The organism is Streptomyces monashensis, assembly GCF_001866665.1.
Lineage (GTDB): Bacteria > Actinomycetota > Actinomycetes > Streptomycetales > Streptomycetaceae > Streptomyces > Streptomyces monashensis.
The window spans coordinates 42,656-56,723 of sequence record NZ_MLYO01000031.1; the positions used below are offsets into that span (position 1 = coordinate 42,656).

Below are 14,068 nucleotides of genomic sequence, written 5' to 3' on the forward strand. Positions count from 1 at the left end.
GGTCGACGGCGGGCGATCGACCGGTGATCCGCGTGTCCGGGTCCACCACCAGGCCGTCGGCACCGAGTTCGGCGGGAACCGGCCTCCGGCCGCATGACCGGCCGCGCGCAACGGTACGCACCGGACCTCGACCGCAGTTTGCCGGGCGGTGTCCAGGCGTGGCGCGGGCGGGGCGTTCGGGGACCCGGAGTAGCGTCGCCCGGGATGACCGAACTACCACAGATGTCCGACGCCCGTGAGGCCGTCGAACGGTACACGGCCCCCGCCCCGCAGCCCGGCCGGACCCTGCTGCGCTGGGCGGCCACGACCGATCACAAGGTGATCGGCCGGCTGTACATGGTCACGGCGTTCTGCTTCTTCCTGTTCGCCGGGCTGCTGGCGCTCGGCATGCGGGCCGAACTCGCCCGCCCGGGGCTCCAGTTCCTGAGCGAGCACGGCTACGACGAGTTCTTCACCATCCACGGCACGATCATGATGCTGCTGTTCGCGACGCCCATGTTCGCCGGGTTCGCCAACGCGGTGATGCCGCTGCAGATCGGTGCCCCGGACCTGGCGCTGCCGCGGCTGAACGCGATGTCGTACTGGATGTACCTGTTCGGGGCGCTGATGGTGGTGTCCGGATTCCTGGTGCCGGGCGGGGCCGCCGCGTTCGGCTGGTTCGCGTACGCGCCGCTGAACAGCGCCTACTTCTCGCCCGGCGCGGGCGGCGACCTGTGGGCGATGGGGCTGGTGGTCACCGGTGTGTCGACGACGCTGACCGCGGTCAACTTCATCACCACGATCCTGTGCCTGCGCGCTCCGGGCATGACCATGTTCCGGATGCCGATGTTCACCTGGAACGTGCTGTTCACCTCGATCCTGGTGCTGCCCGCCTTCCCGGTGTTCGCGGCGGCGCTGCTCGCGCTGGAGGCGGACCGGAAGTTCGGGGCGCACGTCTTCGACGCGGCGAACGGCGGCGCGATCCTGTGGCAGCACCTGTTCTGGTTCTTCGGGCATCCGGAGGTCTACATCGTGGCGCTGCCGTTCTTCGGGATCATCTCGGAGATCGTCCCGGTGTTCTCCCGCAAGCCGCAGTTCGGGTATCTGCCGATGATCGGCGCGACCGTCGCGATCACGATGCTGTCCGCGGTGGTGTGGGCGCACCACATGTTCGCCACGGGCGCGGTGCTGCTGCCGTTCTTCTCCCTGATGTCGTTCCTGATCGCGGTGCCCACCGGGATCAAGTTCTTCGCGTGGATCGGGACGATGGTGAACGGCTCGGTGTCGTTCGAGACGCCGATGCTGTGGGCCATGGGCTTTCTGGTGTCGTTCCTGCTCGGCGGGTTGAGCGGGGTGCTGATCGCCTCGCCGCCGCTGGACTTCCACGTGACCGACAGCTACTTCGTCGTGGCGCACCTGCACTACGTGCTGTTCGGCACCGTGGTGTTCGCGATGTTCGCCGGGTTCTACTTCTGGTGGCCGAAGTTCACCGGGAAGATGCTGGACGAGCGTCTCGGCAGACTGCACTTCTGGCTGCTGTTCCCGGCGTTCCAGCTGACCTTCCTGGTGCAGCACTGGCTGGGCACGTCGGGCATGCCGCGCCGGTACGCGGACTATCTGCCGGCGGACGGTTTCACGCTGCTCAACACCCTGTCCTCGGCGGGCGCGTTCCTGCTGGGGATCTCGACGCTGCCGTTCCTCTACAACGTCTGGCGCACCGCCGCCCGGGGCGAGAAGGTCACCCTCGACGATCCGTGGGGCTGGGGCCGGGGCCTGGAGTGGGCCACCTCCTGTCCGCCGCCCCGGCACAACTTCACCGCCCTGCCCCGGATCCGCTCGGAGTCGCCCGCGTTCGACCTGCACCATCCGGAGGCCGCCCGGGCCGGGGCGGAGCACGCGCGATGAAGACCGAGTCGATGCTGTTCGGCGGGGTGGCGGTGTTCTTCGGCGGGTCCGCCGCGCTGTACGGGGTGTGGTCCGGGGACGAGACGGGCACGGTCGCGCTGGTCGTCGCGTGCGGGATGGCGGCGCTGGTGTCGTTCTTCTGCCTGATCCAGTACCGGCGGCGGGGCAGCCGGGCGCAGGACCGCACGGAGGCGGAGGTGGCCGACGGGGCGGAACCGGTGGCGTTCTTCCCGGACGAGAGCATGTTCCCGATCATCACCGCGTTCGGGTTCGCGCTGGCCGCCGGCGGCGTGGTCTACGGACTCTGGCTGTTCCTCATCGGTCTGGGGGTGCTGGCTCGCGGGGTGTTCGGGATGGCGTACCAGTACGCGCGGCGGTGAGCGGCCTGCGCGGGGCGCCGGGCCGGAAGGACGCCACGGGTGCGTGGTCGCTCTCGTAGCCGCCGGTGATGTTCTGCCGGACCTCGCCGGTGGACACGCCCTGCGCCAGCCGGTGCCGCTCGGCCTCGGTGAGGGCCCGGCACAGCCAGCGGGTCACCAGGAACGCCAGTGCGGGCAGGACGACCACGGCGACGCGCAGCACCCAGGTGAGGGCGTTGACGGAGATCCGGAAGGTCTGGGCGACGACGTCGTTGCCGCCGGCCAGCAGCAGCACGCCGTACCAGACGATGCCCGCGACGCCGAGGCCGGTACGGACGGGGCGCTCGCGCGGCCGGTCGCAGAAGTGCTGTTCGCGCCGCCACTCCCCGGTGCGGCGCTGCTCGACGAACGGATAGGCGTACAGCACCGCGAACAGCAGGCCGGGCAGGACCACCGCGGGCAGCAGGACGTTCCACATCAGGGTGTGTCCGGCGAGGTTCGTCTCCCAGGCCGGCATCAGTCGCAGCGCGCCCTCCAGGAAGCCGACGTACCAGTCCGGCTGGGCGCCGGTGGAGGCCTGGTCGGGGCGGTAGGGGCCGTAGTTCCAGACCGGGTTGACCTGGGCGAGTGCGGCGAGGAGCACCAGGACGCCGAAGACGATGAGGGACAGCCCGCCGGAGGAGGCCGTGAACTGGGCGAAGAAGGGCTTGCCGACCGCGTTGTCCACGCGGCGGCGCGGGCCGCGCCACTGGGTGTGCTTGAGGTGGACCACCAGGATCAGATGCACCGTGACCAGGGCGATCAGGACACCCGGGAGCAGCAGCACGTGCACCGGGTACAGCCGGGTGACGATGTCGTGCGCGGGGAACGCGCCGCCGAAGACGAAGAAGGCCACGTACGTGCCGACCAGCGGGATCGACGTCATGATGCCCTGCGCGATGCGCAGTCCGGTCCCGGAGAGCAGGTCGTCGGGGAGCGAGTAGCCGGCGAAGCCCTCGGCGAGCGAGACCACGAACAGGGTCAGTCCGATCACCCAGTTCAGCTCGCGGGGGCGGCGGAAGGCACCGGTGAAGAAGATCCGCAGCAGGTGCACGCCGATCGCGGCGACGAAGACCAGCGCGGCCCAGTGGTGGGCCTGGCGCAGCAGCAGTCCGCCGCGCACGTCGAAGCTGATGTGCAGGGTGGAGGCGAAGGCGGTGGACATGCGCACCCCGCGCAGCGGCGCGTAGGGGCCGGCGTAGACGACCTCGCGCATCTCGGGCGTGAAGAACAGGGTCAGCCAGATGCCGGTCAGGAACAGCACCAGCAGGCTGTAGAGCGCGAGTTCACCGAGCAGGAAGGACCAGTGGTCCGGGAACGCCTTGCGCAGCAGCGGTCCGCCGTCGAGGACGGGCAGCCGGGCGTCGGCGGACCGCACGAGCCGCTCGCCGCAGCTCGCCTCCCCGGCACCCGAACGGCCGACACCGCTCGTACCGCCTGCCGGTGCGCTCATGTCTCCTGCGGCTCCGCGGCCGCCCGGACCACCTCGTCCTCGATGTCGGCGCGCGGCCGGCCGGTCTCCCTGGCGTAGTCGCTCAGCGCGGTCTGTGCCTCCCGGGCCAGGTCCCGCGAGGCGCGCAGGGCCGTTTCGTAGGTCTCCGACTGAGCGCCCGTCATGCTCCGCTCGGCCGGCGGGCCGTAGGCCTGCCGCAGTTCGTCGACCGTGTGCTGGGCCGCGTCCGCGGCGCGCTGCTTCGCGACCAGTTCATCGAAGGTGTGTGCCACGCCGATCGACCCTAGGCACGGCCGCCGGGCGGGCCCCTTCGACCTGCCGGGGGCGCCCGCACCCGTACCCGAGTGGCGGGTCAGCCGCCGGGCACGAGCTCGGCCCACACCTGTTTGCCGCCGCTGACCGGGACCGTCCCCCAGGCCGCCGAGACCGCCTCCACCAGCAGGATGCCGCGCCCGCCGGTGGCCTCCCAGCCGATGCTGGTGGGCTTGACCGGGCTGCGCGGCGAGGCGTCGGCGACGGCCAGCCGGAGCCGGTGGTTGACCAGGCTGAGGTCGAGGCGGACCTGGCCGTCGGTGTGCACGAGGGCGTTGGTGACGAGTTCGGAGACCACCAGCAGGGCCGCGTCGAGCGTGTCGGGGCTGACGCCCCAGGTGCGCAGGGTGCGCCGGGTGAAGCGGCGGGCGTGCCGGACCGCCTCCGGCACCCGCCACACCGTCCAGCTCTCACGCAGGGGCCGTACGGCCATGCCGTCGTAGCGCATCAGCAGCAGGGCGACGTCGTCGGTGCGGTGGGCGTCGGTGAGCAGTGCGTCGGCGACCAGGCCGAGGTGGGCGGGGTCGGCGGCGGACAGGGCGTGGGCGAGCCGCTCCATGCCGGTGTCGAGGTCGGTGTCGGCGGACTCCACGAGGCCGTCGGTGGTCAGCGCGAGCACGGTGCCGGGCGCCAGGCGCAGCGGGGTCATCGGGAACTCCGCCTGCGCCGTCACCCCGAGCGGCGGCCCGCCCTCGGTGCGCAGGATCTCGGTGCTGCCGTCCGGGTGACGCACGACCGGCTCCAGATGGCCGGCGCGCACGATCCAGGCGGTGCCCTGTTCCATGTCGACGTCGACGTAGGCGCAGGTGGCGAAGAGGTCGGTCTCCATGTCCAGCAGCAGCCGGTTGGCGTGGGCGACGACCACGTCCGGGGCGTGGCCCTCGGCGGCGTAGGCGCGCAGCGCGGTGCGCATCTGGCCCATCAGGGTGGCGGCGCCCGCGTTGTGGCCCTGGACGTCGCCGATGACGAAGGCCACGTGGTGGTCGGCGAGCGGGATCACGTCGTACCAGTCGCCGCCGACCTCCAGCCCGGCGGTGGTGGGCAGATAGCGGGCGACGGCGACCGCGCCGGGCAGCCGGGGCAGGCGGCGCGGCAGCAGGGTGCGCTGGAGCATGCCGACGAGTTCGTGCTCGGCGTCGAAGGCGTGGGCGCGCAGCAGGGCCTGGCCGGTCAGGGCGGCGCAGGCGGTGAGCAGGGCGCGTTCGTCGGGGCCGAAGTCGTGCGGGTCGTCCCAGCCGATCAGGCAGGCGCCGGCCACCCGGCCGCCGGCGGGCAGCGGAAGTACGGCGAGGCCGCCGGGGCCGACCTCGGCGAGGGCGGGCTCCAGGGTGCTGCCGGCGGGCCAGATCCGAGCGCGGCCCTCGCGCAGCGCGGCCGCGAGCGTGGGCATGGCGCGCACCGGCGCGTCGGGCCACTCGGTGCGCCATTCGGTGCGCCACACCTCGGGCCACGCCTCGGGTTCGGGCGGGTCGAGGACGGTGACGACGAGGCGGTCGTTCTCCAGTTCGGCGAGGGCGATCCGGTCGGCCCGCAGCGGTCCGCGCAGGGCGTCGACGACGGCCCGGCCGACGTCCTTGACCGTGCCGGCGGTGGCGAGGGCGGCGGCCAGGCGCTGCACCCGGGCCACGTCGGTGACGTCGGAGCGCAGGGTGGAGGCGTCGGCGACCGTGCCGACCAGCCGGGCCGGGCGGCCCTCCCCGCCGGACAGCAGCCGGCCGCGCAGCCGCAGCCACAGCAGCGCGCCGGAGGGCTGCAGGATGCGGAACTCCAGCTCGCGGTCGCCGATGGACATGTGGTCGGCCTCGACCACGGACATCAGCGCGGGCAGGTCCTCGGGCACGGCCCGCGCGAGCAGGGTCTCCACCCGGCCGTCGAAGGTGCCCCGGCCGAGCCCGAACAGTCCCAGGATGGCGTCGCCGACCTGGACCCGGCCGGTGTCCATGGCCAGGTCGAAGGCGTTCGCGGAGAGCTCGCCGGGCGCCCCCGCGGCGCCCGGGGCGGGGACGGCGACGGCGCCCGCGATCAGCTCCAGGCAGGCCCGGTCCTCGATGCCGAAGCCGCCCGGATGCTCGCTGACGGCCACCAGCGCGCCCGTGCCCGCCGGGCCGAGCGGCAGGAGGGCCACGGAGAAGTCCGGGGAGGGGGTGCGCCGCGCCTCGGGACACCCGGCCAGTTCCTCGGGGCCGAGCAACCGCGGGCGGCCGGTGCGGTGGGCCTCGGCGACCGGGGAGGAGCCTTCGGCCGGATAGCCGTCGCGGAGCCCGTACAGGGTGCGCGGCAGCCCCGCCGACTCGGCGAGGGACAGCTGCGCGGGATCGTCGCCGGGCGTGTACACGCCGACGAAGGCCGCGCCGGCGAACACCAGCGCCTGTTCGAGGACCCGGTGGAGCCGGCCCGGGGTGCGGGGCGAGGCACGGAGGGCGTCGAGGGCGACTGCGGCACGCTCCGGCCCCGTCCTCGTCCCGCCGACCGCCGCGCCCTCGCTCACCACGTTCGCCATTACAGCGCGTGTGAGGCTCCTGCGCAGCCCCTGTGAACGCTCCGGGTGGCCCGCGGGCGGCGCCCGGGGCCGCGCACGCCGGTCCGCTCGAAAGCCGCCGAACACATCTTGACCCGTGAGTTCCGCACGGCGACCTCGTGACAGACGTGACTGTCCGCAGCCGTGCGACGCCTGCGAGTGTCTCTTGCGGTCACCGGGACGAGCGTCCGGTGCTCCGGGACAAGGCGCCGAGGCGCCGAGGGCGACGAGGGCGGAGGGGCATGGACAAGCGGTACGAGGTGTACGCGCTCGCCGACGGGCACTTCTACGACACGCCCGACCGGCTCCCGGACACCGGCGGCGCGGCCGCCGCCCAGTTCGCCGCGGCGCGCCGCGCCGTCCCGGACGGCTGGCACGCGTCCCGCTCCGGCGACTGGCTGAACCTGACCCCGCTCGGCCCGGACGGCGCTCCGCTGCCGTCGCCGGCCCAGGGCTGGAAGATCCACTCCTCGGCGACCGCCGCGAACGCGGAGCGGATCGCCGAGATCGTCTGGGACTACTGCGTGCCCCGCCGCATCCCCTTCAAGTTCGTGCCGGGCCCGCAGCTGCTGCATCTGCGCAACGCCAAGTACGCGGGCCGCGACACCAGCGGCAAGTTCGTCACCGTCTACCCGGCCGACGAGGCGCGGCTGCACGAGGTCCTGCGTGAACTGGGCGCCCTGCTGGCGGGGTTCGAGGGGCCGTACATCCTCACCGACCTGCGCTGGGGCGAGGGTCCGCTCTACGTCCGCTACGGCGCCTTCGCCCGCCGGTACGTCGTCGACGAGCGCGGCACGCTGGCCCTGGCGGTGGCCGACGGCGAGGGCAGACTCGTGCCGGACCGGCGGGCGCCGTCCTTCCAGGTCCCCGAGTGGGTGACCCTGCCCGCGTTCCTCCGGCCGCATCTGGCGGCCCGCAACACCACGACGGTCGGCGAGCTGCCGTACCGCATCGAGAAGGCGCTGCACTTCTCCAACGGCGGCGGGGTGTACGCCGGCACCGACACCCGCGACGGGCGCAAGGTGGTGCTGAAGGAGGCCCGGCCGCACGCGGGGCTCGCGGCCGACGGCGCGGACGCGGTGACCCGCCTGGAGCGGGAGAAGGCCGCGCTGGAGCGGGCCGCCGGGACCGGTGTGGTGCCCGGGGTGCGGGACTGGTTCCTGCTGGGCGAGCACCGGTTCCTGGTCATGGACTTCCTGGCGGGCCGCCCGCTCAACTCCTTCTTCGCCGAGCGGCATCCGCTGCTGACGCCCGACCCCGACCCGGCGAAGGTCGCCGCGTACACGGCGTGGGCGCTGCGGATCCACGCGGCGGTGGAACGGGCGGTCGAGGCGGTGCACGCGTGCGGGCTGGTCTTCAACGACCTGCACGTGTTCAACATCATGGTGGCCGAGGACGAACGGTCCGTGCATCTCATCGACTTCGAGGCCGCCGCCCCCGCCGAGGAGAACGCCCGGCAGACCGTCGCCCATCCCGGCTTCTTCGCCCCGCCGGACCGCCGCGGCCCGGACGTGGACCGCTATGCGCTGGCCTGTCTGCGGCTCGCCCTGTTCCTGCCGGTGACCACGCTGTTCGTGGTGGACCGCGGCAAGGCGGCCCATCTCGCGGACGTCGTCGCCGAGCAGTTCCCGGACGTGCCGCGGGCCTTCCTGGACGAGGCGGTCGCGGAGATCACCCGGGACACGGCGGGCGGCCGGCGCGTCCGGACCACTCCGCCCGTGGTGCCGGGCGACTGGCCGTACAGCCGCGACTCGATGGTGAAGGCGATCCTCGCCTCGGCCACCCCGGAGCGCGACGACCGGCTGTTCCCCGGTGACATCGCCCAGTTCTCCGACGGCGGCGGCCTCGGCCTCGCGCACGGCGCGGCCGGGGTCCTGTACGCCCTGGAGGCGTCGGGGGCGGGCCGCTACGACGAGGGCGAGCGCTGGCTGCTCGACCACACGGCCCCGCCGCCGCCCGGCACCCCGCTCGGCCTGTACGACGGCCTCGCGGGCGTCGCCCTGGTCCTCGACCGGCTCGGCCACCGGCAGCGGGCGTTGGACCTGGTCGACGCCATCCTGCGGGAGAACTGGCGCCATCTCGCCTCCGACCTGCACGGCGGGCTCGCCGGACTCGGCCTGGTCCTCGGCCGGCTCGCGGACACCACCGGCGAGCCGTCCCTGCGGCGACACGCCGCCGAGGCCGCCGACATCGTCGTACGGCGGCTCGCCGAGCCCGTGCCGGCCACCCCGCGCCCGCGCGCCGGGCTGCTGCGCGGCGCGAGCGGACCGGCGCTGTTCCTGCTGCGGCGCCACCAGGAGACCGGCGAGGACCGCTACCTGGCCACGGCCGCCGCGGCGCTCCGCCGTGACCTGGACTGCTGCGTGACCCAGCAGGCGGGCGGCGGCCTGGAGGTGGACGAGGGCCGGCGGACGCTGCCCTACCTCGGCGACGGCAGCGCGGGCATCGGCCTGGTCCTGGACGACTACCTCGCGCACACGGACAACGAGGCGTTCGCCCGCGCCCGTAACGGCATCCTCACCGCCGCCACCTCACGCTTCTACGCCCAGCCCGGCCTGTTCCAGGGCCGCGCCGGAATGATCCTGCACCTCGCCCGCTGCACGGCGCCGGGCGCCGACCGGGAGCGGCTGGCGCGGCAGATCGAGGGGCTCGGCTGGCTCGCCATGGACTACCAGGGCCAACTCGCCTTCCCCGGGCACCAGATGATGCGTCTGTCCATGGACCTCGCCACCGGAACGGCGGGCTGCCTGCTCGCGCTCGCCGCGGCCTGCGACGACCCCCGCACCGCGCACCTGCCGTTCCTCCCGCCGCCCCCGGCGGCCCGCACACGCGGCTCCGCACGGACGGAGCCGTGATCCAACCCCCGTCCCCGACAAGGAAAGGACCCTGCCATGGCACTGCTCGACCTTCAGACCCTCGAGTCCGACGAGCACGACGGCGGCGGCGCGAGCACCGTGAGCCTGCTCTCCTGCGTCTCCGCCGCCAGCATTCTGCTCTGTCTCTGACCGAGCGGGTGATTCACCGGCTCCGGACGGCCCCCTCCCACGCAGAGGGGTCCGTCCGGGGCCGCCCCGGTGCGCCGCCGGCGGCCCCCGCACCCCTCCGAGCCGAACGAGGCCGCAGCCGATGACCCCCTCCGTGACCCCGGCGACGCGGCAGCCGGTCGAATCCCGCTCCGACAGCGGCACTTCGGCGGCCGGCCGCGCCCTGTCGCACGAGCTGCTGCGCCACGGCCGCGCCCGCTGCGCCGCGCTGTGCGCCGTGAGTACGACCGCCACGGCCGCCGGCCTGCTGCTGCCGGCCCTCCTCGGCCACACCCTCGACCTGCTCCTCGCCCGTGCGCCGGCCGCCCGCTGGGTCGCCTGCTGTGCGGGCGTCGTCCTGCTGCTCGCCCTGCTGGACGGCTGCGCGGGCGTGCTCACCGGCACGGCCACCGCGCACGCCACCGCCTGGCTGCGCCGCCGCCTCACCGGGCACGTCCTCGCGCTCGGCCGGCGCGCGACGGCCCGGTTCGGCGCCGGGGACCTGGTGGCGCGCGGCGTCGGCAACGCCGCGCAGGCCGGGACCGCCCCGGGTGCGGTGGCCGCGCTGCTCGCCACGCTCGCCGGGCCGGTCGGGGGCGTGGTGGCGCTCGGTGTCATCGACCCGTGGCTGGCGGCCGTGTTCCTCGCCGGAGCACCGGTCCTGGCGCTGCTGCTGCGCGCCCTCGCCCGGGACACGACGACGTGCGTGGCCGAATACCAGCGGGTGCAGGGCCGGATCGCCGGAGCGCTGGCCGACGCGGTCGCCGGTTCCCGGACGATCCGGGCGGCGGGCGTGGCGGACCGGGAGACGGCCCGGATCCTCGCGCCGCTGCCCGAACTCGCGCGTGCCGGGCGGCGGATGTGGCAGGTGCAGGGGCGGGCCGCCGCGCAGGCGGTCACCGTGGCACCGCTGCTGAACCTGGGCGTCCTCGCGGTGGCCGGACTGCTGCTGGCCCGGCACCGGCTGTCGGTCGGCGACCTGCTGGCCGCCTCCCGGTACGCGGTGCTCGCGACCGGCGTCGGCGCGCTCGTCGGCCGGCTGTCCGCGCTCGCCCGGGCCCGCGCGGCGACCGGCCGGCTCGGCGAGGTGACGGCCGAACCCCGCCCGGGGCACGGCACCCGCCGCCTGCCCGCCGGACCCGGCCGGCTGGAGCTGCGGGCGGTGACCGCCGTCCGGGGCGGCCGCGCGGTCCTCGACGGACTGGATCTGACCGTTCCGGGCGGTACGACCCTCGCGCTCGTCGGCCGCTGCGGCGCCGGGAAGTCCCTGCTCGCCGAGGTGGCGGGCCGACTGTCCGACCCGGACGCCGGCGACGTCCTCCTGGACGGCGTCCCCCTGCGCGACCTCACCCACGACGAACTGCGGCGCGCCGTCGCCTACGCCTTCGAACGCCCCGCGCTGCTGGGCACGACGATCGAGGACGCCCTCGCCTTCGGGCTCGCCGACCGGACCCCGGCCGCCGTCCGGTCCGCCGCCCGGCGCGCCCACGCCGACGACTTCGTCCGCAGACTGCCCGACGGCTACGCCACCCGCGTCGCCGACGCCCCGCGCTCCGGCGGGGAGTCCCAGCGCCTGGGCCTCGCCCGGGCGTTCGCCCGCGACAGCCGCGTCCTCATCCTCGACGACGCCCTGTCCAGCCTCGACACGGTCACGGAACACCGCATCGCCCAGAGCCTGTTGACCTCCGCACCGGCCCGCACCCGCCTCCTGATCGCCCACCGCCCGACGACCGCGGCCCGTGCGGACCGCGTCGCCTGGCTGGACGACGGCCGTGTCCGGGCCGTGGGCACCCACCGGGAGCTGTGGCGGGACGCGGCGTACCGGGCGGTGTTCGGGGCGGAGGGGGAGAGCGACGCCGGGACCGCGGCAGGAAGCGAGGAACGAGGCTGATGGAGGGCTACGAGGGCGGGCGGGCGGCGCCGCCCCGCGCACAGGCGGCCCGGTTTCTGCGGGAGCGGTGGCGGGTGCTGGTGCGGCTCGGGGCGTGGTCCGTGCTGGAGGCGGGGCAGACCTTCCTCGTCGGATACGCGCTCGCGCGGGCGCTGGACGCCGGGTTCCTGGCCGGAAACGTGCGGACCGGGCTGGGGTGGCTGGGGGCGGCGGGGCTCGCGGTGTGCGCCGGGGCGTACGGGACCGGGCGGGTCTACGGCGTGGTCGCCGAACTGGTCGAACCGGCCCGGGACCGGCTGGTGACCGCCGTGGTCGGGCGGGGGGTGCGGGAGGCGGACCCGGGTGCGCTGTCCGGGCTCACCCAGCAGGTGGAGCTGGCCCGCGACACGCTCGCGGGCGTGGTGATGGTGTCGCGCTCCTTCCTGTTCACCGCCGCCGGCGCCCTGATCGGTCTGTTCTCACTGGCCCCGCTGCTGCTGACCGTCGTCCTGCCCCCGCTGCTGGCCGGGGTGGCCCTGTTCGCCGTGACCCTCCGGCCGCTGGCCCGCCGTCAGGAGGCGTTCCTCACCGCCGACGAGACGCTCGCCCGGGAGCTGGGCGTGCTGTGCCCGGGGCTGCGGGACGTCACGGCGTGCGGCGCCGAGGAGCGCGTCGCGGCGGACCTCGGACGACGGATCGACGCCGAGCTGGCGACCGCACGTGCCCTGGCCCGCTGGAGCCTGACCCGCACGGCGGCGCTGGCCGTCGGCGGCGAACTGCCCGTGGTACTGCTCCTGGTCACGACCCCCTGGCTGCTGCGCCACGGCGTGAGCGCGGGTGCCCTGGTCGGCGCGCTCGCCTATGTCACCCAGTCCCTGCTCCCCGCCCTCCAGAACCTGGTCCACGGCCTGGGCACCAGCGGCTCCCGCCTGACCGTGGCACTGCGCCGCCTGACCACCCCCACACCCCGCCCCCTCCCCCGCACACAGACACCGCCGACCGCAGACCACGACCAGCCGCAACCCGCCCGCGCCCGCCGCACGACCGCAGCACCCGCCCTCGCCCTCGCCTCCCTCTCCTTCGCGTACGGCCCCGCCTGCGAGCCGGTCCTCGACGGCCTCGACCTCACCCTCCCCACCGGCGCCCATCTGGCCGTCGTAGGGCCCAGCGGCGTCGGCAAGTCGACGCTCACCGGCCTGATCGCCGGCCTGATCACCCCGGACCGCGGCACGATCCGCGTGCACGGCAACCCCGTACCCGCGCCGCAGGCAACCGTCCTCATCCCCCAGGAGGCCTACGTCCACGGCGGCACACTCGCCGAGAACCTGGCCCTCTTCCGGCCGGACCCCGTGCCGGAGGCCGAGCTGCTGGCCGCGGCCGACGCCGTCGGGCTGACCCCGTTGCTGCGGGCGCTGGGCGGGCCGGGCGCCCGGGTGGAGCCGACGGCGCTGTCGGCCGGCGAGCGCCAGCTGATCGCGCTGACCAGGGCCTATCTCTCGACCGCCCCGCTCGCCCTGCTCGACGAGGCGACCTGCCATCTCGACCCGGCGGCGGAGGCACGCGCCGAGCGGGCCTTCGCCGGGCGTCCGGGCGGCACGCTGCTGGTCGTCGCCCACCGGCTCGGTTCGGCCCGCCGTGCCGGGCGGATCCTGGTCATGGACGGTGCGCGCACCGCCTGCGCCACCCACGACGAACTACTGCGCACCTCGGCCCTGTACCAGCAGCTCACCGCCGGCCGCCCCGCGTCGCCGACCACGCTCACCCGCTAGCCGGCACCGGTCACAGCCACCCTTCCCCCCGCGATATGCGGATGGCGTCGATCCGGTTCCGCGCGCCCGTCTTGCGGGTGATCGACGCCATGTAGTTGCGGACCGTGCCGTGGGACAGGTGCAGGCTTCCGGCGATCTCCGCGATCGACGCGCCCCCGGCCGCCAGCGACAGCACGCTCAGCTCGCGCCTCGTCAGTGGCATCTGGGCCGCCTGGAGAAAGCCGAAGCCCAGTGAGGCGTCGACGAAACGTTCCCTCGCGGCGACGCTGCGGATCGCGCGCAGCAGTCGGTCCGGTGAGCCCGCCTTGTCGACGAAGCCGAGGGCGCCCGCCTCGGCGGCCCGTTTCAGCAGGCCCGGCCGGTTCGCGTGGGCCATGACCACCAGCGCCGGCGGCCGGCCGGCCCCGGCCCGCGCCGGGGACAGATCGCCGAGCGGCGGTATGCCATGGCCGTCGGCGCAGTCCAGGTCCGCCGCGCACACGTCCGGCGACGACGACCGGATCCGCGCCGCGGCGGAGCGCCACGGTGTGTCGTCCACGTCCAGCCCCGGTTCCCGGCCCAGCCACTCCGCCAGCACCGCCCGCACCAGACACGCGTCGTGCACCAGAAGCAACCGAATCACTGCCCGCCCCCTCGCAAGCTCGTCGTACCGCGTACTCATCGCCCGGCCCCACCGTCGCGGCCCGTCCCGTCGTACCCCTCGTCCCCGCGCGCTTGCCCATTCTTGGGCGCGTCCTCCTTTCACGGGCGCGAAGAATCGGCCATCAGGGTGCGCGGGGGCGCACACGGAGCGCCCGTACGCCGCCCGCGCTTCCGATGTCTTCGGCACGCGTCCGGGCGG

The 14,068-nt window shown here is 74.7% G+C and carries 10 protein-coding genes; 6 read left to right on the forward strand and 4 right to left on the reverse strand.

Annotation, left to right across the window (positions count from 1 at the left end; all coding sequences use genetic code 11):
* Nucleotides 1-204: 204 nt before the first annotated feature.
* Both ctaD and ctaF read left to right on the forward strand, forming a co-directional pair.
* Nucleotides 205-1,884, forward strand: a complete 1,680-nt coding sequence (gene ctaD / locus BIV23_RS18225) for an aa3-type cytochrome oxidase subunit I (RefSeq protein WP_079173227.1) — start codon at nucleotides 205-207, stop codon at nucleotides 1,882-1,884.
* A complete protein-coding gene (gene ctaF, locus BIV23_RS18230; protein ID WP_071381941.1) occupies nucleotides 1,881-2,264 on the forward strand; it encodes an aa3-type cytochrome oxidase subunit IV in 384 nt (127 codons plus the stop codon). Before ctaD ends, ctaF begins: the two co-directional genes overlap by 4 nt.
* Here ctaF and qcrB read toward each other — a convergent pair.
* The 3 genes from qcrB to BIV23_RS18245 all read right to left on the reverse strand — a co-directional run bounded on the left by qcrB (nucleotide 2,200) and on the right by BIV23_RS18245 (nucleotide 6,547).
* Nucleotides 2,200-3,735 carry a cytochrome bc1 complex cytochrome b subunit gene (gene qcrB, locus BIV23_RS18235; protein ID WP_079173228.1) on the reverse strand — a complete coding sequence of 512 codons (1,536 nt, stop codon included), beginning with the start codon at nucleotides 3,733-3,735 and terminating at the stop codon, nucleotides 2,200-2,202. The two genes, ctaF and qcrB, sit on opposite strands and share 65 nt — an antisense overlap.
* Nucleotides 3,732-4,007 carry a hypothetical protein gene (locus BIV23_RS18240; RefSeq protein ID WP_071381942.1) on the reverse strand — a complete coding sequence of 92 codons (276 nt, stop codon included), beginning with the start codon at nucleotides 4,005-4,007 and terminating at the stop codon, nucleotides 3,732-3,734. The genes qcrB and BIV23_RS18240 overlap by 4 nt, the downstream gene beginning before the upstream one ends.
* Nucleotides 4,008-4,087: 80 nt before the next feature.
* Nucleotides 4,088-6,547 (reverse strand): SpoIIE family protein phosphatase, encoded by a 2,460-nt coding sequence (locus BIV23_RS18245; RefSeq protein ID WP_177239937.1) that lies wholly within the window; start codon nucleotides 6,545-6,547, stop codon nucleotides 4,088-4,090.
* Between the two features lie 260 nt (nucleotides 6,548-6,807).
* Here BIV23_RS18245 and lanKC point away from each other — a divergent pair, with 260 nt between their 5' ends.
* The 4 genes from lanKC to BIV23_RS18265 all read left to right on the forward strand — a co-directional run bounded on the left by lanKC (nucleotide 6,808) and on the right by BIV23_RS18265 (nucleotide 13,227).
* Nucleotides 6,808-9,420, forward strand: a complete 2,613-nt coding sequence (lanKC, locus tag BIV23_RS18250) for a class III lanthionine synthetase LanKC (protein ID WP_071381943.1) — start codon at nucleotides 6,808-6,810, stop codon at nucleotides 9,418-9,420.
* 36 nt (nucleotides 9,421-9,456) lie between these two features.
* The gene (locus BIV23_RS18255; RefSeq protein ID WP_071371418.1) at nucleotides 9,457-9,570 is read left to right on the forward strand and encodes a SapB/AmfS family lanthipeptide; all 114 of its coding nucleotides are present in this window, start codon (nucleotides 9,457-9,459) and stop codon (nucleotides 9,568-9,570) included.
* Between the two features lie 121 nt (nucleotides 9,571-9,691).
* On the forward strand, nucleotides 9,692-11,479 hold the full coding sequence (locus tag BIV23_RS18260; protein ID WP_079173229.1) for an ABC transporter ATP-binding protein: 1,788 nt from the start codon (nucleotides 9,692-9,694) through the stop codon (nucleotides 11,477-11,479).
* Entirely contained in the window at nucleotides 11,479-13,227 is a 1,749-nt protein-coding gene (locus tag BIV23_RS18265; RefSeq protein ID WP_177239938.1) for an ATP-binding cassette domain-containing protein, read from the forward strand. The genes BIV23_RS18260 and BIV23_RS18265 overlap by 1 nt, the downstream gene beginning before the upstream one ends.
* A 10-nt stretch (nucleotides 13,228-13,237) precedes the next feature.
* Here the strand turns inward: BIV23_RS18265 and BIV23_RS18270 are convergent, their stop codons facing one another.
* Entirely contained in the window at nucleotides 13,238-13,849 is a 612-nt protein-coding gene (locus BIV23_RS18270) for a response regulator transcription factor (RefSeq protein WP_071381944.1), read from the reverse strand.
* Nucleotides 13,850-14,068 lie beyond the last annotated feature (219 nt).

Bases quoted from the DNA above. Each gene is read 5' to 3' on its own strand.
- ctaD (WP_079173227.1), top strand. From the start codon at position 205: ATGACCGAACTACCACAGATGTCCGACGCCCGTGAGGCCGTCGAACGG.
- ctaF (WP_071381941.1), top strand. From the start codon at position 1,881: ATGAAGACCGAGTCGATGCTGTTCGGCGGGGTGGCGGTGTTCTTCGGC.
- qcrB (WP_079173228.1), bottom strand. From the start codon at position 3,735: ATGAGCGCACCGGCAGGCGGTACGAGCGGTGTCGGCCGTTCGGGTGCC.
- BIV23_RS18245 (WP_177239937.1), bottom strand. From the start codon at position 6,547: ATGGCGAACGTGGTGAGCGAGGGCGCGGCGGTCGGCGGGACGAGGACG.
- lanKC (WP_071381943.1), top strand. From the start codon at position 6,808: ATGGACAAGCGGTACGAGGTGTACGCGCTCGCCGACGGGCACTTCTAC.
- BIV23_RS18255 (WP_071371418.1), top strand. From the start codon at position 9,457: ATGGCACTGCTCGACCTTCAGACCCTCGAGTCCGACGAGCACGACGGC.
- BIV23_RS18260 (WP_079173229.1), top strand. From the start codon at position 9,692: ATGACCCCCTCCGTGACCCCGGCGACGCGGCAGCCGGTCGAATCCCGC.
- BIV23_RS18265 (WP_177239938.1), top strand. From the start codon at position 11,479: ATGGAGGGCTACGAGGGCGGGCGGGCGGCGCCGCCCCGCGCACAGGCG.